Here is an 18,165-nt window from a genome sequence, read left to right on the forward strand (position 1 = left end):
GACCCGACGCGTTCAGGATTTGCGTCCGGCCCGAGGATGCGCCTGGTCGTAGGCGCGGGCCAGGTGCTGAAAATCCAGCCGCGTATAGATCTGTGTGGTGGAGATGTTGGCGTGGCCCAGCATTTCCTGCACCGCGCGCAGGTCCTGCGCGGATTGCAGCACATGGCTGGCGAAGCTGTGGCGCAGCACGTGCGGGTGCACGTGCGTGGGCACGCCGGCCTGCTGCGCGATGCGAGCCAGCTGCAGTTGCACCACGCGCGGCGAGATGCGCCGACCGCGCGCGCCCAGGAACAACGCGGCTGCGTCCTCGGGCTGCGCCGTGAAGGGCGTGAGCTGCGGGCGCGCCGCGATCCATTTGCGCAGGGCGGCCAGCGCCGCCCGGCCCACCGGCACCGAGCGGCGCTTGCCGCCCTTGCCCAGCACGATGACCTCGGCCTCTTCCAGGCTCAGCCAGCCGCGCGATTCGTAATTGCCGGAGCGTTCATAGCGCAGGTCCAGCCCGACCAGCTCCGACAGCCGCAGGCCGCTGGAATAGAGCAGTTCGAACATGGCCTGGTCGCGCAGCGCCGCGGGTTCGTTCGCCACTTGCGCGGGCGCGCGGTCCAGCAAGGCCTGGGTCTGCTCCACGGACAGGGCCTTGGGCAGGCCGCGCGGCGCCTTGGGGGCGCGCACGCCGGCCACCGGATTGCCGGCCAGCTCGATGGCCGGGGCCCACCATTGATAGAAGCCACGCCAGGCCGCCAGCGTGCGCGCCAGGCTGCGGGGCCCGCGGCCCTGGGCATGCAGGCGCGCCACGAACTGGCGGATGTGGCCGTTGCCGATCTTGTCCAGCGGCAGCTTGGCCTGCTCGGCAAGTTCGCGCAGGAAATGCAGTTCGCGGCGATAGCCGTCCAGTGTGTGGGGCGAGTAGCGCCGGTTGGTTTCCAGATGGCGCAGCCAGGCGCTCATGGCGTCCGGCAGGGGAGTATCGGGCGGGGCCGCGTCTTGCGCTTGCGTGGCTGTCGGCATGGCGTCCGCCCGTGTCACCGCTAGGCCTTGGGCGAGGCCGGATTCAGGCGATGCAGCGCCGCGGAAGCCAGCTGGCCGATGGATTCCAGGAAGGTCGTGCCCATTTCAGGCGTGAAGCGCTCGGCGTCGTCCGAACCCAGCACCAGCAGGCCGACGGCGGGGCCGTCCGCTTCCAGGCGCAGCGGCACCAGCGCCAGCGACTTGGGCTTGGCATCCAGCCAGCCGGCCGCTTCGAATTCGGTGTCGGTGCCGCAGTACGGCGTCTTCAGGCTGTCGGTAAAGGTGCGTACGTCCTGCGTGACGGGTTCGCCGTAGCCGGTTGCGGGCAGTTCCGACAGGTCCCACAGGCGCAGCGCCACATGGTTCAGCTCGAACTGTTCGGCCAGCCCCAGGGCGATTTCGCCTGGTACATGCTGCGGATCGCATTCGGACAGCAGGCGGCAGCACCACTTGGCCACATGGGTGCCGATGCTTTCGTTGGCGGTGGCGTTGCGCACGAGTTCGTTCAGGCGCCATTCGAGTTCGCGGTTGCGCTCGCGCAGCGTCAGGATCTGGCGTTCGCCCAGCGAAATGGCGCGCGAGCCATGCGGATGCGGCACCTGCAACGTGGCGAAGACGTCAGCGTGATCGTCGAAGAAGCCGGGGTTCTCTTGCAGGAAATCAGCGACGTCCTGAGCGGTAATAGCGGTATCAGTCATGGCTTATCGGTTCAGCCCCATGGAGAAGACGAGCTTGTCGATATCGACCTGCCCCGTGAAGACGGACTCGGCAGGGCCGGTCATGCGCAATTGCTCGCCGTTCCAGGCGACGGTCAGCACGCCGCCGCGCGCTTGCACGCGCACCGGCGAGTCCAGCAGGCCGCGGCGGATGCCGGCCGCGACGGCGGCGCAGGCGCCCGTGCCGCAGGCCAGGGTTTCGCCGGCGCCGCGTTCGAACACGCGCAGGCGGATGTTGTTGCGATCCACGATTTGCATGAAGCCGGCGTTGACGCGGCGCGGGAAGCGCGGATGGGTTTCGATCAGGGGACCGAGAACGGACACGGGCGCGGTGTCGACGTCGTCCACCACCTGCACGGCGTGCGGATTGGAAATCGCCACGGCGGACAGCGCGACGGTGCGCGGCAGGCCGGCGGGCGCGTCCAGTTCCAGTTCCCACAGCGTGTCCTGGCCTTCGACCCGCGCGGCGAGGCCAGCGGTGTCGAACGGCAGCGCGGCGGGCTCGAAGCGCGTGCTGCCCATGTCGACGGTGACCTGCTCGTCGTCGCCCTGATCCAGCACCAGGATGCCGGTGGCGATTTCGGCGCGCAGCGGGTTGCGGTCGGACAGGCCCTGCTCGTGCACGAAGCGCACGAAGCAGCGCGCGCCATTGCCGCAGTGCTCGACCTCGCTGCCGTCGGAATTGAAAATGCGGTAACGGAAATCGGCATCGGGCCGGGTCGCGCGTTCGACCAGGAGGATCTGGTCGGCGCCGATGCCGAAATGCCGGTCGCCCAAGGCGCGGGCGCGCTCGGGCGTCATTTCGATGGTCTGGCGGACCCCGTCGAGCACGACGAAATCGTTGCCCGCGCCATGCATTTTGGTGAAGTTCCAGTTCATCACTGGATTATCGCCCATATTGGGGCGCGAGCTGCGGACTCAGTAGAGTTTGGGTTCGCCCGGCGGACGGGTCTTGAAGCGGCGATGGACCCAGTAGTACTGGCTGGGGCAGCGGCGCACCCAGGATTCCAGCTCGCGGTTCAGGCGCGCGGTGGCGTCTTCCAGCGATTCGGTCCCGGGGAAGTCGGCCAGCGGCGGCAGCACTTCGACGTGGTAGCGGCCGGTATCCGGGTTCCAGAAGTCCAGGATGGGCAGCACGGCGGCATCCCATTTCTTGGCCAGCTGGGCGGTGGCGAGCAACGTCGCCGCAGGCACGCCGAAGAACGGCGCGAAGATGGCGCCCTGGCGGCCGAAGTCCATGTCCGGCAGGTAGTAGACGGGGCGGGGCTCACGCAGGTGGCGGATCAGGTCGCGCACGCCGTCCTTGCGGCTGACCAGAAAGACCTCGTTGAAGCGCTTGCGGCCGGCGGCCACGATGGCGTCGACCTGGGGGTCGCTTTGCGGCGTGTACATGGTGGCGGCGCTGGGCACCTCCATGGTGAGCCGCGTCGCGGCCGCGTCCAGCCCGATGAAATGGGGCGCCAGCAGGATGACCGGGTGGCCCTGCGCGGTCAGCGCGTTGATGCGGTCCGCGCCAGTTTGCGTAACCATGTCTTTGATGGCTTCGGGCGTGCCGTACCAGAGCACGCCGCGGTCGACGATGGATTGCGCCAGCGCGCGGAAATGGTCCGCGACCCACTGTTCGCGCACGTGTTCCGGCTGGTCGGGAAAGCACAGTTCCAAATTGCGGCGCACGATGCGGGCGCGCGACTTGGCCAGCCGCGGGGCCAGCCAGCCGAGGGTTGCGCCGATGCGCTGCCGGGTCGACGGCTTGATGCGGCCGAACCATTTCAACAGGGATGTCAGCGCGCGCGTTTTGAAATCAGTCATGGTCGGTAATAGGGAGCGGACAGGGCGCGGCGGTTCAGCTTGCCGGAGTAGCAGCGTCGGCGGCGGGAGCCGGCGGCGCGCCGCGCGGCGTCTTGTAGCGGTTGTAGCTCCAGAGGTATTGCTCCGGGCAGCGGCGGATCAGCGTTTCCATGGCGGCGTTGAGCAGCGCGGCCTGCTCGGCGGCGTCGGCGGGCAGCGGCTCGGGCACGCGCACATAGTGGATGCGCCAGCCCCGGCCTCCCGGCAGTCGTTCGCCTGCGGTCAGGATGATGGGCACGCCCGTCTGCGTGGCCAGCTTGCCGGGGAGCGTCATGGTGTAGGCCATGCGCCCGAAGAACGGCGCCCAGACGCCGTCGCCCACGCTGGGCGCCTGGTCGGGCAGCATGCCGACGGATTCGCCGCGGCGCAGGGCGCGCACGAATTCGCGCACCCCCTGCATGGTGGCCGGCACGGCGTTGACGGCCGAGGTGTTGCGCGCGGTTTCCAGCAGCGGGGCCAGGACGTCCTTGCGCGGCGGCCGGAACATGACGGTCATGGGCATCTGGCGGGCCAGGTAGCGCGCGGTGATCTCGAAGCAGCCCAGATGCGGCGTCAGGAACAGGATGCCGCGGTTCTCGGCGCGGGCCGCGCTGACCACGTCGTTGTCGTCCGAGATCACCTGGGCCAGGCTTTGTTCATTGCGGAACCAGACCCGCGGGCTCTCCAGGATCATGGCGCCGATTTCGCCCGCCGCGCGTCGCGCGAAGGCCGGATCGGGGTAGCCGGCCTGGGCCGCGTTGGCCTGCAACCGCCGGCGGTACTTGCCCGGCCAGGCGTAGATCGCACGCCCGGCCAGCCGCCCCACGGCGTGCGCGATGGAAAGGGGCAGGGCGGCGAATGATCTGAACAGGAAGAGCAGCATGCGGCAGAAAAATGGGACGGACAGAAAGTGCGCCTGGGTCTGGGGCTATATGCATACGTCCCCCAGCTTTGGCGGCAGAACCGCATTTTCGCTTAAAATAGCGCAGTCGCCGAGTTAACCGACAACTTGCGGGGCGACGGCAAGGGTACAGCGCTTTGCGCGCCTCTTGCCAAATCCGCTAAAGCGTCGCGCCCAGATTTGCGTATGTCTTGCGGTCAGGGGTGCAACGCGCCTCGTGAACCTATGCGCCGGCAACGCCGGCCACCAAGGACGCATCTGTGGCCAACAACGACTTTCTCTTTACTTCCGAATCCGTCTCCGAAGGGCACCCCGACAAGGTTGCCGACCAGATCTCCGACTCGATCCTGGACGCGATCTTCACGCAGGACCCGAATGCGCGCGTCGCAGCCGAGACCCTCTGCAACACCGGTCTGGTAGTGCTGGCTGGCGAAATCACCACCACCGCCAACGTCGACTACATCCAGGTCGCGCGCGACACGATCCGCCGCATCGGCTACGACAACACCGAATACGGCATCGACTACAAGGGCTGCGCGGTGCTGGTCGCCTACGACAAGCAGTCGCCGGATATCGCCCAGGGCGTGGACCGCAGCTCCGAGGACTACCTGAACCAGGGCGCGGGCGACCAGGGCCTGATGTTCGGCTATGCCTGCGACGAAACCCCCGACCTGATGCCGGCCCCGATCTGGTACGCGCACCGCCTGGTGCAGCGCCAGAGCGAACTGCGCAAGGACGGCCGTCTGCCGTGGCTGCGTCCCGACGCCAAGTCGCAGGTGACGTTCCGCTACATCGACGGCCGCCCGGCTGAAGTCGACACCGTTGTGCTGTCGACCCAGCACGCGCCCGAGGTCTCGCAAGAGACCATCCGCGAAGCGGTGATCGAAGACATCATCAAGCCCAGCTTCCCCGAAGGCCTGATCACGCCGCAAACGAAGTTCCTGGTCAACCCGACCGGCCGCTTCGTCATCGGCGGTCCGCAAGGCGATTGCGGCCTGACCGGCCGCAAGATCATCGTCGACACCTACGGCGGCGCATGCCCGCACGGCGGCGGCGCGTTCTCGGGCAAGGATCCTTCCAAGGTCGACCGCTCGGCCGCCTACGCCGCCCGCTACGTGGCCAAGAACATCGTGGCCGCCGGCCTGGCGCGCCAGTGCCAGGTGCAGGTCAGCTACGCCATCGGCGTGGCCGAGCCCATCAACATCACCGTCTACACGGAAGGCACGGGCGTCATCCCCGACGACCAGATCGCCAAGCTGGTGCGCGAGCACTTCGATCTGCGTCCGAAGGGCATCGTCAACATGCTGGATCTGCTGCGCCCGATCTACGCCAAGACCGCGGCCTATGGCCACTTCGGCCGTTCCGAGCCGGAATTCTCGTGGGAAGCCACGGACAAGGTGCAGGCGCTGAAGAAGAGCGCGTAACCTTCCTGGCGCTTGAATAAGAAAAGCCCCCGCGAAAAAACGCGGGGGCTTTTTCATTGCGGCAGGGACCTTACAGTCCCCAGGCCGACAGGTCGGGCCGGCGCAGCTTAGGCGCCAGCACCGGCTCCAGCGCCGCGGCGCAATCCAGCATTGCCGCGTCGCCGCCTGCCGGCGCCAGCAACTGCACCGCCATGGGCATGCCTTCGGCATCGAAGCCCACGGGCAGCGAGATGGCGGCCGCGCCCAGGAAGTTGGCGGGACGCAGCAGCTTGCCCAGTCCGGCGTGGCGCGTATCGTCGGCGTCCAGCGCTTGCGCGGCCTGGTCGCAGGCGGGCATCAGCAGGGCGTCCAGGCCTTGCATCGCTTGCGCGAACGCGGCCATGTCGGCGGCGCGGCGTTGCAGCGCGGCTTCGTAGTCGGCCTGCGCGATCCGGCCGCCGGCCGCGATGCGCTTGCGCACCACTTCCCACAGCGGCGTGGCCGGGTCTTCGGCCAGCGCGCCGTAATAGCGGTAGGCCTCATAGGCCAGCACCAGCGAGTTGTCGTCGGCCATGCGGGCAAAGGACAGGGCCGCGGGCGGATGCCAGGGCGTGGGCGTGTAGCCGGCCCGCGCCAGGTTTTCCTCGGCTTCGCGCCAGGCCCGCAGGCCGGCGTCGGCCAAGGAAGCGGGCCAGGCGTCGGGCGCCAGTACCGCCACCGGACCGGGGGCGCGCGCGGCGGGCTGGCGCAAGGCGGCGATGGCGCTTGCGGGAAATTCCAGCGTGGCCGCGTCGCCGATGTCGGGGCCGGCCAGCAGTCGGGTGAGCAGCCGGGCATCCGCCACCGTGCGTGTGATCGGACCCAGTACGTCCAGCGTGTCCGACAAGGGCAGGCAGCCGGCGCGGCTGATCACGCCGGTGGACGGCTTGTAGCCCACCAGGCCATTCAGAGCCGCCGGCGCGCGCACCGAGCCGCCGGTGTCGCCACCCAGCGCCAGCGGCGCCAGGCCCGCGGCCACGGCCACGCCGGCGCCGCTGGACGAGCCGCCCGGCGCGCGCGCCGTCTGCGCGTCCCAAGGGTTGCGCGCCGTGCCTTGGGTGGGGTTCTGGCCCGACAGGCCAAAGGCGAACTCGGTCATGCGGGTCTTGCCCAGCACCACCATGCCTTGGGCGGCCAGCTTGTGCAGCGGCACCGCCGTTTCACCGCTGATCCGGCCTTGCAAGGCAAGCGAACCCAGGCTGGCGCTGACGCCGTCCCATTGCACGCTGTCCTTTACCGCCACGGGCACGCCGTGCAGGGGACCCAGCACAATGCCCGCGGCCAGCAGGCGGTCGGCGGCGTCGGCCTGGGCCAGCGCGCGCTCGGCCGTGACTTCACTATAGGCGGCCAGCGCGGGGGCGCGCTCGATGCGGTCCAGGAAGTGGGTGGTGACCTGGCGCGAACTCAGTTCGCGCCGGCGGATGGCGCCGGCCAGGGCCTGGGCGTCTTGGAAGTGCAGGGCGGTGTCTAGTGCTGGCATGGGTCTCATCGGAAAAGAAAAAGCTTTCCGGTCCCGCGGGAACCGGAAAGCGCTATTGCGTGACGTTCGTTCTCTCTGCTTACTTCAGGCTCTGGCCCTTGGTTTCCGGCATGCGGATGAAGGTGATCAGGGTGATCACGGCGCCCGCCAGCACGTAGTAGAAGAACCAGCGCTCCATGCCCTTGCTTTGCAGCCAGGTCAGCAGGTAGGGCGTGGTGCCGCCCAGCAGGGCCACGACCAGGTTGTACGGCGTGCCGATGCCGACGGCGCGCACGCTGGTGGGGAACTGTTCCGACATGATGGCCGGCGCGATCGAGGTGTACATGGCGTACAGCACCAGGCCGAACAGCTCTACCGCCAGGATCGAACCGAACGACGGGCCCAGCGTGGTCATCAGCGGATAGAAGAACACCAGGTAGCCGGCGGCGAAGAAGATCAGCTGCGGCTTGCGGCCGATGCGGTCGGACAGGATGCCGAACAGCGGCTGCACCAGCATGAACACGATCAGCGCGACGGTGTTGGCGGCGAACGCGGTCTTCGGGTCGGCATGCACCTGGCGGATGGCGTAGGTGGGCACGTAGGCCACGAAGATGTAGAACGCGAACGTGGTCAGGATGGAGAAGCCCACGATGCGCAGCACTTCACGCGGATGGTCGCGCAGCAGCGTGCGCAGCGGCTGCTTTTCGACGCCAGCCTTCTTGGCGTGCGAGAACGCTTCGGTCTCCGGGATCGAGCGGCGGATCCACATGCCGGCCAGGCCGCCCAGCGCGCCCAGGAAGAACGGAATGCGCCAGCCCCAGGCGGCCATCTCGACCTTGGTCAAGGTCGAGGTCAGCACCCAGCCGATGGCCGAGGCGGCCAGGATGCCCACGGCGGCGCTGAAGAACACGAAGCTGGAATAGAAGCCGCGCTTGTTGGGCGGCGCCATTTCCGCCAGGAAGGTCGTGGCCGAGGCATACTCTCCGCCCAGCGACAGGCCTTGCAAGAGGCGCGCAGCGGTCAGCAGCAACGGAGCGGCCAGGCCGATGGAGGCGTAGGTGGGGGTGACGGCGATGATCAGCGAGCCGCCGGCCATCATCAGGATGGTCAGGCCCAGCGCGGCCTTGCGGCCGTAGCGGTCGGAGAAGATGCCCAGCAGCCAGCCGCCGACCGGACGCATGAAGAAGCCCACCGCGAAAATGCCGAAGGTCGCCAGCAGGGCCGTGGTTTCATTGCCTTCGGGGAAGAACTGGCTGGAGAAGAATATGGCGAAGGACGCGTAGATGGTCCAGTCGAACCATTCGACGGCATTGCCTACACTACCGGCCAGAATGGTGCGCGAGCGGGAAACGGGCGCGGTGCCGGCCGAGGCGGCTGCCCCCTGCGGCTTGCGCAGGGGCGCTGAAGTGCTGCTCATGAAAACCTCAAATAAGAATTTATTTTTGGTCAAAAAGACCGTTTAATTTTGTGTTTTTATCAATGCGCGAACGTTAATTTAATGAATATGGACACGTCAAGTAAGGGTAAGCCCCTAGCTCCGGGGCTGGACGACACCGATCTCGCCTGTCTCATCGCGCTGCAGGCGGACCCGCGCGCGTCCTGGCGCGAGTTGGGAGCCGCCACCGGCATTCCCGAGCGCACTGTCGCGCGCCGCATCAAGCGCCTGATGGATGCCGATGCCCTGCGTGTCATCGCGGAACCCGATCCCCTGGCCACCGGCCGCGGCGTGGTGCTGCACGCCTGGGTGCGCTGCCGGTCGGGCCGCGTGCCCGAGGTGGCCGATCAGCTGGCGCGGCTGGACCTGAGCCAGCTGGTGGTCACGCTGGCCGGTTCGGCCGACCTGATGGCCGAGCTGACGCTGGCGGACGCGGCCGACATGCCGGACGTGGTCACGCGTGTGCTGCCGTCCATCGACGGGGTGGAGCACGTGGAGGCGCGGCTGGTGCTGCGGCCGTTCCGGCGCGCCGGCCAGTGGCGCATCCAGGCCTTGCCCGACGCAGCGGCGGCCGAGTCCGCCATGGCGCAGCCGCCCGCGGCGTTGACGGACGCCGAGCAGCGCATAGTGGCCTGGCTGATGCGTGATGGCCGCGCCAGCCTGGCCGAACTGGCCGAGCAGGCTGGCGTCAGCGAGCCCACCGCGCAGCGTCTCTTGCACAACATGGTGGAGCGCCGCGCGCTGAGTTTCCGTGTGGAAGTGGAGCCGGCGCTGGTCGGCTTTCCGGTGGAGGCGGTTATCTCCGTGCAAGTGCGCCCTCAAGCCGTGGACGCGCTGGCCGCGCATCTGGCGCTGGATCCCAACACCCGCTGCCTGTTCGGCACCAGCGGCGCGTCGCAGCTGTTCTGGCACGTGCTGTGCCGCGACAGCCTGCACTTGTGGGACGTGGTGACGCGCCGCCTGGGCGAGCTGGATGGCGTGTTGAACAGCGAAGTCGGCGTGGTGATGCGGGCGCACAAGCGCTGCGGCATCGTGCGCGCCGGCGCGCGGCTGGGGGCGGACGCGTAGCGTTGCGTCCCCGTCAGTGCGGAATATGACGCGGCGTGTTCACCAGACCGCGTCGTCCGAACCCGGCGCGCGCAGATGCCGGGCGAAGCGCTGCGACAGGAACTCCACGAAAGCGATCGTCTTGGCCGGCAGGTTCAGGCGTTCGGGATACAGCGCGTGGATGTCCGCGCGCGGCGTGCGCCAGTCGGCCAGCACCGCGCGCAGGCGGCCGGCGCGCAGGTGCTCGGCCGTTTCCCATTCCGAACGCATGACGATGCCGTGACCGTCCAGCGCCCATTCCAGGGCGCTTTGCCCGTCGTTGGAACTGAGCGGACCGCGCACTTTCACGGTCTCCGCACGCTGGCCCGATTCCAGCCGCCAGGTGCCGTAGGCCACGTCGTTCTCGCGCACCACGATGCAGCGGTGGCGTTGCAGGTCGCCCGGCGCGCGCGGCTCGCCATGGATTTCGAGGTAGCGCGGCGACGCGCACAGCAGCCGCCGATTGGAGGCGATCTTGCGCGCGGTCAGGCGCGCATCGGGCAGGTCGCCAAAACGCACCGCCACGTCGAAGCCTTCCTCGATCAGGTTCAGCGGCCTGTCGGTCAGCCGCATCTGCACTTCCACTTCCGGGTACTGGCGGGCGAAGTCCGACACGGCGGGCACGATGTGGGCGCGGCCGAAGCCGAACGTGGCGTTCAGCCGCAGCAGCCCTTGGGGACGGGCGCGGGCGCTCGATACGGAACGTTCCAGCGCCTCCAGGTCCGTCAGGATGCGTGCGCCCTCGGCCAGATATAGCTCACCTTCCTGCGTGACGCTGACCCGGCGGGTGGTGCGGTTCAGCAACCGCACGCCCAGGCGCTGCTCCAGCTTGGCCAGGCGCGTGCTGACCGCGGGCGGCGTCAGGCCCAGTTCGCGGGCGGTGGCGGACAGATTGCCGTGCTTCACTACCAGTGAGAAGAAGGCGAGATCGGAGAGGGCGTCCATGCGCTTATTTATAAACTGAATTTAATAAAGCTTTATCTGGATTAGCAATTATAAGAAGAAGACCCGCTTATACACTGGCCTCACCACTAAAGAGCCGCCTGCGCGGCCAACCGAGGAGACCAGGAATGAAGATCAACAAAGCGGCCGGCGTTCTATGCGCGGCCATTGCCGCATCCTGTTGGACCCAACCGGCCGCCGCCGCCGACGCCTTTCCCCAGCGCGCCGTGACGCTCATCGTGCCGTTCGCGCCCGGCGGCAGCGTGGATATCGCCGCGCGACTGATTTCGGACGCCTGGGGCCGCGCCCTGGGGCAGAGTGTCGTGGTGGAGAACCGCGCCGGCGCTTCCGGCAACATCGGCATGGCCGCAGTGGCGCGCGCCGAGCCCAACGGCTACACGCTGGCCGTCAACACCATGTCGCTGGCGATCAACCCGGCGCTGTTCCAGAACATGCCGTTCGACACGGCCAAGGACCTGCGTTCGGTCGGCACGATAGGAACGTCGCAGCACGTGCTGACGGTGACCAACCAGTTGCCCGTGGCCAATGTGAGCGAGCTGCTGGCCTATGTGCGCGCGCGGCCCGCCAACGACCTGAGCTTCGGTTCGGCAGGCACGGGCAGCACGTTCCACATGGCCGCGGAACTGTTCAAGTCGGTGTCCAAGACCCAGATCCTGCACGTGCCCTACAAGGGCGGCGGCCCGGCCATGGTGGACACCATCAGCGGCCAGGTGCAGATGAGCTTTCCGGTGCTGTCCGCAGCCAAGCCACAGGTCGACGGCAAGAAGCTCAAGGCGTTGGGCGTGACCGGCACCACGCGTTCGCCGCTCTTGCCCGACGTGCCCACCATCGCCGAGTCCGGGCTGCCCGGCTACGAGTTCAACACCTGGTTCGTGATCAGCGCGCCCGCGGGCACGCCGCAAGCCGTGATCGACACGCTGAACGCCAAGCTCGAACAAGCCCTGCGTTCGCCGGAGCTGGCGCAGCGCATGGGCCGCGAGGGCTTCGATCCGCTGATTTCCTCGCCCGCCAAGACGGACGCCATGGTAGCCGCCGAGATGACGCGCTGGGCTGGCATCGTCAAGGACGCCGGCATCCAGGCCAACTGACCGGGCCGCAAGACCCAACTACGAAGGACGCAAGACATGCCCGGCAAGACGCTGTACGACAAACTGGTGGCCAGCCATGAGGTGGCCCGGATCGACGACGAGCACATCCTGCTCTACGTCGACCTGCACATCATGAACGAATACACCAGCCCGCAGGCCTTCAGCGGCCTGGCCGCGCGCGGGCGCGGCGTGCTGCGCCCCGGGCAGCAGATGGCGGTGGTGGACCACATTATCCCCACGCATCCGGTGCCGGCGGCACTGCGCGTGATCGCCGACGACGCTTCGTCGCGCCAGGCGCTGAACCTCAAGCGCAATTGCGACGAGCAGGGCATCGCGCTGTTCGACACCACCGATCCGCTGCAAGGCATCGAACACGTGATCGCGCCCGAACATGGCATGGTGCTGCCGGGCATGGTGGTGCTGTGCGGTGACAGCCACACCACCACCTATGGCGCGCTGGGCGCGCTGGGCTTCGGCATCGGCACGTCCGAGGTCGAACACATATTGGCCACGCAGACGCTGGCGTACCGCGTGGCGCGCAACATGCGCATTCGCGTCGATGGCGCGCTGCCGGCCGGCGTCACCGCCAAGGACCTGGTGATCTGCGTCGTGCACCGCATCGGCGCGCAAGGCGCGCGCGGCCATGCGGTGGAGTTCTGCGGCGAGGCCATCGCCGCGCTGTCCGCCGAGGCCCGCATGACCTTGTGCAACATGACGGTGGAAGCCGGCGCGCGCGCCGCGCTGATCGCGCCGGACGCCATCACCGAGGCCTACGTCGCCGCGCATGCGCCCGAACTTCAAGGCGAGACGCTGGCCCAGGCCCGCGCCTATTGGGCCACGCTGCGCTCGGACGAGGATGCCGTGTTCGATGCCGAGCACGTGCTGGATGCCGCCGCGATCGCGCCCTTCGTCACCTGGGGCACCAGCCCGGACCAGGCCATGCCGGTGGACGGCGTGGTGCCGGACCCGCAGGCCGAGCCCGACGCGCTGGCCCGCCTGGCGCTGGAGAAGGCCATGGACTACATCGGCCTGACGCCGGGTACGCCGATAGCCGGCGTGCCGATAGACCGCGTGTTCATCGGCTCCTGCACCAACGGACGCATCGAGGATCTGCGCGCGGCGGCAGCCGTGGTGCGCGGCCGCAAGGTGGCCGCCGGCGTGCGGGCCATGGTGGTGCCCGGATCGGGCGCGGTGCGCGCGCAGGCCGAGGCCGAAGGCATTGCGGCGCAATTGATCGAGGCCGGCTTCGAATGGCGCCAGCCTGGCTGTTCCATGTGCCTGGCCATGAACGACGACGTGCTCAGCCCGGGCGAGCGCTGCGCCTCCACCACCAACCGCAATTTCGAAGGCCGGCAGGGGCGCGCAGGACGTACGCACCTGATGTCTCCGGCGATGGCCGCCGTCGCCGCGCTGGCCGGCCGCATTGTCGACGTCCGCGTCTGGGAGCAACACGCATGACCGCAACCATCGAGGGCGTTGCCGCGCCGCTGCCTTTTTCCAATCTGGACACCGACCAGATCATGCCCAAGCAGTTTCTGCGCATCATCGACAAGGCAGGGCTGGACCGCGGCCTGCTGCATGACCTGCGCTTTGATGCGGGCGGCGCGCCCAGGCCGGATTTCGTGCTGAACCAGCCTGCTTATGCCGGCGCGTCCATTGTGGTGGCGGGGCCGAATTTCGGCTGCGGCTCCAGTCGCGAGCATGCGGTGTGGGGCTTGCAGCAGTTCGGCATCCGCGCGGTGATCGCGCCCAGCTTCGGCGAGATCTTCTACTTCAATGCCGTAAACAACGGCCTGCTGCTGATCAGCCTGGCGCCGGCCGAGATCGACGCCTTGCTCGCCAGGGTGTCCAATACGGCCACCAACCGCGTCAGCATCGATGTGGCGGCAGGGAGCGTCACCGCCATGGACGGCTGGACAGCGGCGTTCACGCTGCCAGAACGTCACCGCCGCATGTACGTGCAGGGGCAGGACATGGTGGGCGCCTCATTGCAGCAGCTGGACGAGGTGGAACGTTTCGAGGCCGGGCATTGGGCGCGGCACCCCTGGATGAAAGACCTGGCGCGCCGCGTGCGCGACCGCCTGGACCGAGAGGCCATATGACCGCATTCTTCGACCTGCCCGTGCGCCGCATCGCGGCCAACGGCATCGAGATCGCAGCCCGCGTCGACGGCGCTGGCCCGCCGTTGCTGTTGCTGCACGGCCATCCCCAGACCCACGCCATCTGGCATCGCGTCTGGCCGGAACTGACGCGCCACCGCACTTGCGTGGCGGCGGACCTGCGCGGCTACGGCGATAGCGACAAGCCTGCCGCATCGCCGGACCATTCTGCCCATTCCAAGCGCGAGATGGCGGCCGACATGATCGAGCTGATGCGCGCCCTGGGCCACGAGCGCTTCGAGGTGCTGGCGCACGACCGCGGCGCGCGCGTGGCGCACCGGCTGGCGCTGGACCATCCCGCCGCCGTCAGCCGCATGATGCTGCTGGACATCGCGCCCACGCTGGACATGTACGAAGGCACCACGCGCGCCTTCGCCCAGGCCTATTTCCACTGGTTCTGGCTGATCCAGCCGGCGCCGCTGCCCGAAACCATGATCCAGCGCGACCCGGTGTTCTACCTGCGTTCCGTGATGGGCGGACGGCCTGGCGGGCTGGCGCACTTTTCCGCCGAGGCCATGGCCGAGTACGAACGCGCGGCGCAACTGCCCGGCTGGGCCACGGGCATCTGCGAGGACTACCGCGCTTCCGCCACGCTGGACCTGGAGCACGACCGCGCCGGCCGGGAGGCCGGCGAACGCCTGCGCATGCCACTGCGTGCGCTGTGGGGCGAGCGCGGCGCGGTGGGCCGGAACTTCGACGTGCTGGCGCTGTGGCGCGCGATCGCCGACGAGGTGTCCGGAGGCCCGTTGCCGGGCGCGCACTATCTTGCGGAAGAGTGCCCGGACGCGCTGCTGGCGCAGGCCGGAGAGTTCTTCGGCTGGCGCTAGCGGCAGGGCTCGGCCCGCATGTAGCACCCCGCGCGCGGACAGGCATTCAAGTCCGGGCGGGGCATAGGGCCTTCTAAAAGGGGACGCACTGCCGGTGTTAACCTACGCCCGATGAATCAGCACCACGTCGACCTCTCCAAACTCCCCGACGCCGAAGACGCGCAACGCGCCTTCAAGGCTTCGGATTCGCCCTGCGTGGCCGTCTGCTCCACGCTGTTTGACGACATCTGCCGCGGCTGCGGCCGCACCGCCATGGAAGTCGCCAACTGGGTGTTCATGACGGAAGAGGAAAAGCGCGAAGTCTGGGTGCGCATCACGGCGCAAGGGTATCCCCGCCGCAACAACTAGCCGGCGGCCGCGCAGGCCGTCTTGGGCATGTCACATGGCGCGGGCTAAATCGCGCTATTGCCCACTTCCGGCTCCATCATGCGCATCGTCCTGGTCACGGATGCCTGGCATCCGCAAGTCAATGGCGTCGTCCGCACCTGGACGACCATGCAGCAGATCCTCGGAGAATGGGGCCACGAGCTGATCGTGGTGAACCCGCAGGGCAGCCGCACCGTGCCGGCGCCTTCCGAGCCCGACCTGCGGCTGTGTCTGCAGCCCGGCCGGCAATTGCGCCGCATCCTGGGCGACCTCGTGCCCGACGCCCTGCATATCGCCACCGAAGGTCCGCTGGGACTGGCCGCCCGCCGCATGGCGCTGGCGCGGGGCTGGCGCTTCACGACTTCGTTCCACACCATGTTCCCGGACTACCTGCAGGCGCGCATGGGCATCCCGGCGGCCTTGCCCTGGCGCTATCTGCGCTGGTTTCACCGGCCCTCGCAGCGGGTGCTGGTGCCGACGCCCACGGTGCGCGACGTGCTGGCGCGGCGCGGCCTCGCCAACCTGCAGATCTGGTCGCGCGGGGTGGACCCGCGCAAGTTCCTGCCGGGGGCGGGCGAGGCCTTCCCGGACCTGCCCCGTCCCGTATTCCTGAGCGTGGGCCGCGTGGCGCGCGAGAAGAATCTGGACGCCTTCCTGTCGCTGGACCTGCCGGGCAGCAAGGTAGTGGTGGGGGCGGGGCCGGATGAGGCGCGGCTGAAGAAGCGCTTTCCCGACGCGATTTTCCTGGGCATGCGGCAAGACGAAGCTCTGCCGGCGCTCTACGGGTCGGCCGACGCCTTCGTCTTCCCCAGCCTGACGGACACCTTCGGTCTGGTCATGCTGGAGGCCATGGCCTGCGGCACGCCGGTGGCCGCTTTCCGCAGCGAAGCGCCGCTGGCGGTGGTGACCCAGGGCGTCACCGGTTTCCTGGACGAAGACTTGGCCCATGCCTGCCGCTCGGCCCTGTCGCTGGACCGCCATGCGGTGCGCGAACATGCCCTGACGCGCAGCTGGGACTCGGTGGCCGCGACCCTGCTGGCTGCACTGGTGCCGCTGGATGGGAGCGCCCGCGGCGCGGAACATGCCGAGGCGTCGTGCGTCCCTGAAGGGGCCATGCTTGCGCGGCGGCCGGGTGGCGAAATGCCCGCCAGGGAGCCAGGGGTTTGATCCCTGGCGCACGGTTCCCGGGTACAATGCCCGGCAATCCTGAGGAGCGTTGCGACGACCCTGCGGTTCCCGCCAGCCGGCACGGCAAGCGGATCCAGGCTCGCCAGGCTCAGGAATCCTTGTTCAAGCGGCGCGCCTTGCGCGGCGCTACAGCAACGGCGCTCACCTTTGTCGCATATGGCGGGAAAGGCGAGCACTCGACCTTCGTGGTGCCTTCGCGTTGTCCGGCCATATCCTGCGCCGTTCGTATTTCACGTGGAGCCTACACACCATGAACGCTGTGACCGATAAATCCTTCTCCGACTACCTCGTCGCCGACATGTCGCTGGCCGGCTGGGGCCGCCGCGAACTCGCCATCGCCGAAACCGAAATGCCCGGCCTGATGGCCATCCGCGAGGAATTCGCCGCCAAGCAGCCGCTCAAGGGCGCGCGCATCGCCGGCAGCCTGCACATGACCATCCAGACCGGCGTGCTGATCGAAACGCTGGTGGCCCTGGGCGCCGAAGTGCGCTGGGCCTCGTGCAACATCTTCTCCACGCAGGACCACGCCGCCGCCGCCATCGCCGCGTCGGGCACCCCGGTCTTCGCCGTCAAGGGCGAAACGCTGGAAGAGTACTGGCAGTACACCCACAAGATCTTCGAATGGCCCAATGGCGAAAACGCCAACATGATCCTCGACGACGGCGGCGACGCCACCTTGATGCTGCACCTGGGCACCAAGGCCGAGAAGGACATCTCGGTGCTGGCCAACCCGGGCAGCGATGAAGAGCGCATCCTGTTCGCCGCCATCAAGGAAACCCTCAAGCGCGATCCCAAGTGGTATTCGACCCGCCTGGCCCTGATCAAGGGCGTGACGGAAGAAACCACCACCGGCGTGCATCGCCTGTACCAGATGTCGCAAAAGGGCGAGCTGGCCTTTGCCGCCATCAACGTCAACGACTCGGTCACCAAGTCCAAGTTCGACAACCTGTACGGCTGCCGTGAATCGCTGGTCGACGGCATCAAGCGCGCCACCGACGTGATGGTCGCCGGCAAGGTTGCCGTCGTGGCCGGCTACGGCGACGTGGGCAAGGGCTGCGCCCAGGCGCTGGTCGCGCTGCGCGCCCAGGTCTGGGTCACCGAAGTCGATCCGATCTGCGCCCTGCAGGCTGCCATGGAAGGCTTCAAGGTCGTGACCATGGAAGAAGCCGCCGCGCACGGCGACATCTTCGTCACCGCCACCGGCAACTACCACGTCATCACGCGTGAGCACATGAATGCCATGAAGGACCAGGCCATCGTGTGCAACATCGGCCACTTCGACAACGAAATCGACGTCGCCAGCCTGGCCGACTGCAAGTGGGAAGAGATCAAGCCGCAAGTCGACCACGTCATCTTCCCGGACGGCAAGCGCATCATCCTGCTGGCCCAGGGCCGCCTGGTGAACCTGGGTTGCGCCACCGGCCACCCGTCGTTCGTGATGTCGTCCTCGTTCGCCAACCAGACCATCGCCCAGATCGAGCTGTTCACGCGCAACGAAGCCTACCAGTCGGGTCAGGTCTACGTGCTGCCCAAGCACCTGGACGAGAAGGTCGCCCGCCTGCACCTGAAGAAGCTGGGCGTGAAGCTCACGACGCTGCGCCAGGATCAGGCCGACTACATCAACGTGCCGGTCGAAGGCCCCTACAAGCCCGAGCACTACCGCTATTGATGGTTGTAGCAAAATAGGAAAGTGCCGCGCC

17 protein-coding genes and 1 riboswitch are annotated in these 18,165 nt (G+C 68.1%); of the genes, 9 read left to right on the forward strand and 8 right to left on the reverse strand.

Features of this window, described 5'->3' with window-relative positions; translation table 11 throughout:
* Positions 1-12: 12 nt before the first annotated feature.
* From xerC to IB257_RS20155, 5 genes are read right to left on the reverse strand one after another with little or no spacing between them, the layout of a single operon-like run.
* Positions 13-1,008 (reverse strand): tyrosine recombinase XerC, encoded by a 996-nt coding sequence (gene xerC / locus IB257_RS20135; protein ID WP_192492714.1) that lies wholly within the window; start codon positions 1,006-1,008, stop codon positions 13-15.
* A gap of 20 nt (positions 1,009-1,028) precedes the next feature.
* Positions 1,029-1,706, reverse strand: coding sequence for a DUF484 family protein (locus tag IB257_RS20140; protein ID WP_054457030.1), 678 nt, complete (start codon positions 1,704-1,706; stop codon positions 1,029-1,031).
* A gap of 3 nt (positions 1,707-1,709) precedes the next feature.
* The gene (dapF, locus tag IB257_RS20145) at positions 1,710-2,621 is read right to left on the reverse strand and encodes a diaminopimelate epimerase (RefSeq protein ID WP_192354797.1); all 912 of its coding nucleotides are present in this window, start codon (positions 2,619-2,621) and stop codon (positions 1,710-1,712) included.
* 21 nt (positions 2,622-2,642) lie between these two features.
* Positions 2,643-3,533: a lysophospholipid acyltransferase family protein gene (locus IB257_RS20150; protein WP_192492715.1), complete on the reverse strand. Its 891-nt coding sequence runs from the start codon at positions 3,531-3,533 to the stop codon at positions 2,643-2,645.
* A gap of 34 nt (positions 3,534-3,567) precedes the next feature.
* Positions 3,568-4,434 (reverse strand): lysophospholipid acyltransferase family protein, encoded by an 867-nt coding sequence (locus IB257_RS20155; RefSeq protein WP_192330330.1) that lies wholly within the window; start codon positions 4,432-4,434, stop codon positions 3,568-3,570.
* A gap of 278 nt (positions 4,435-4,712) precedes the next feature.
* Here IB257_RS20155 and metK point away from each other — a divergent pair, with 278 nt between their 5' ends.
* Positions 4,713-5,876 (forward strand): methionine adenosyltransferase, encoded by a 1,164-nt coding sequence (metK, locus tag IB257_RS20160; RefSeq protein WP_059374170.1) that lies wholly within the window; start codon positions 4,713-4,715, stop codon positions 5,874-5,876.
* A 70-nt stretch (positions 5,877-5,946) separates the two neighbouring features.
* On the opposite strand, the gene IB257_RS20165 is transcribed toward metK, so the two are convergent.
* Together IB257_RS20165 and IB257_RS20170 are read right to left on the reverse strand one after the other, a co-directional pair.
* On the reverse strand, positions 5,947-7,374 hold the full coding sequence (locus IB257_RS20165) for an amidase (protein WP_054457019.1): 1,428 nt from the start codon (positions 7,372-7,374) through the stop codon (positions 5,947-5,949).
* A 79-nt stretch (positions 7,375-7,453) separates the two neighbouring features.
* On the reverse strand, positions 7,454-8,770 hold the full coding sequence (locus tag IB257_RS20170) for an MFS transporter (RefSeq protein ID WP_054457017.1): 1,317 nt from the start codon (positions 8,768-8,770) through the stop codon (positions 7,454-7,456).
* Between the two features lie 81 nt (positions 8,771-8,851).
* Here IB257_RS20170 and IB257_RS20175 point away from each other — a divergent pair, with 81 nt between their 5' ends.
* On the forward strand, positions 8,852-9,856 hold the full coding sequence (locus IB257_RS20175; RefSeq protein ID WP_192492716.1) for an Lrp/AsnC family transcriptional regulator: 1,005 nt from the start codon (positions 8,852-8,854) through the stop codon (positions 9,854-9,856).
* Positions 9,857-9,895: 39 nt separating this feature from the next.
* Here IB257_RS20175 and IB257_RS20180 read toward each other — a convergent pair whose 3' ends face one another.
* Positions 9,896-10,819, reverse strand: a complete 924-nt coding sequence (locus tag IB257_RS20180; RefSeq protein ID WP_175162360.1) for a LysR family transcriptional regulator — start codon at positions 10,817-10,819, stop codon at positions 9,896-9,898.
* Between the two features lie 125 nt (positions 10,820-10,944).
* Between IB257_RS20180 and IB257_RS20185 the strand changes: the two genes are divergently transcribed.
* The 7 genes from IB257_RS20185 to ahcY all read left to right on the forward strand — a co-directional run bounded on the left by IB257_RS20185 (position 10,945) and on the right by ahcY (position 18,134).
* Entirely contained in the window at positions 10,945-11,925 is a 981-nt protein-coding gene (locus IB257_RS20185; protein WP_054457011.1) for a tripartite tricarboxylate transporter substrate binding protein, read from the forward strand.
* A gap of 36 nt (positions 11,926-11,961) precedes the next feature.
* Positions 11,962-13,383, forward strand: coding sequence for a 3-isopropylmalate dehydratase large subunit (gene leuC / locus IB257_RS20190; RefSeq protein ID WP_192492717.1), 1,422 nt, complete (start codon positions 11,962-11,964; stop codon positions 13,381-13,383).
* Positions 13,380-14,027 carry a 3-isopropylmalate dehydratase small subunit gene (gene leuD / locus IB257_RS20195; protein WP_054457007.1) on the forward strand — a complete coding sequence of 216 codons (648 nt, stop codon included), beginning with the start codon at positions 13,380-13,382 and terminating at the stop codon, positions 14,025-14,027. Before leuC ends, leuD begins: the two co-directional genes overlap by 4 nt.
* On the forward strand, positions 14,024-14,911 hold the full coding sequence (locus IB257_RS20200; RefSeq protein WP_175162366.1) for an alpha/beta fold hydrolase: 888 nt from the start codon (positions 14,024-14,026) through the stop codon (positions 14,909-14,911). Before leuD ends, IB257_RS20200 begins: the two co-directional genes overlap by 4 nt.
* A 111-nt stretch (positions 14,912-15,022) precedes the next feature.
* Positions 15,023-15,259 (forward strand): DUF1289 domain-containing protein, encoded by a 237-nt coding sequence (locus IB257_RS20205; protein ID WP_054457003.1) that lies wholly within the window; start codon positions 15,023-15,025, stop codon positions 15,257-15,259.
* A gap of 78 nt (positions 15,260-15,337) precedes the next feature.
* Positions 15,338-16,444, forward strand: coding sequence for a glycosyltransferase family 1 protein (locus tag IB257_RS20210; RefSeq protein ID WP_192492718.1), 1,107 nt, complete (start codon positions 15,338-15,340; stop codon positions 16,442-16,444).
* A 35-nt stretch (positions 16,445-16,479) separates the two neighbouring features.
* A riboswitch (S-adenosyl-L-homocysteine riboswitch) is annotated at positions 16,480-16,615 on the forward strand.
* 100 nt (positions 16,616-16,715) lie between these two features.
* The gene (gene ahcY / locus IB257_RS20215) at positions 16,716-18,134 is read left to right on the forward strand and encodes an adenosylhomocysteinase (RefSeq protein ID WP_054457001.1); all 1,419 of its coding nucleotides are present in this window, start codon (positions 16,716-16,718) and stop codon (positions 18,132-18,134) included.
* Positions 18,135-18,165 lie beyond the last annotated feature (31 nt).

Source organism: Achromobacter sp. ACM03, assembly GCF_014851665.1.
Taxonomy (GTDB): Bacteria; Pseudomonadota; Gammaproteobacteria; order Burkholderiales; family Burkholderiaceae_B; genus Achromobacter; species Achromobacter aegrifaciens.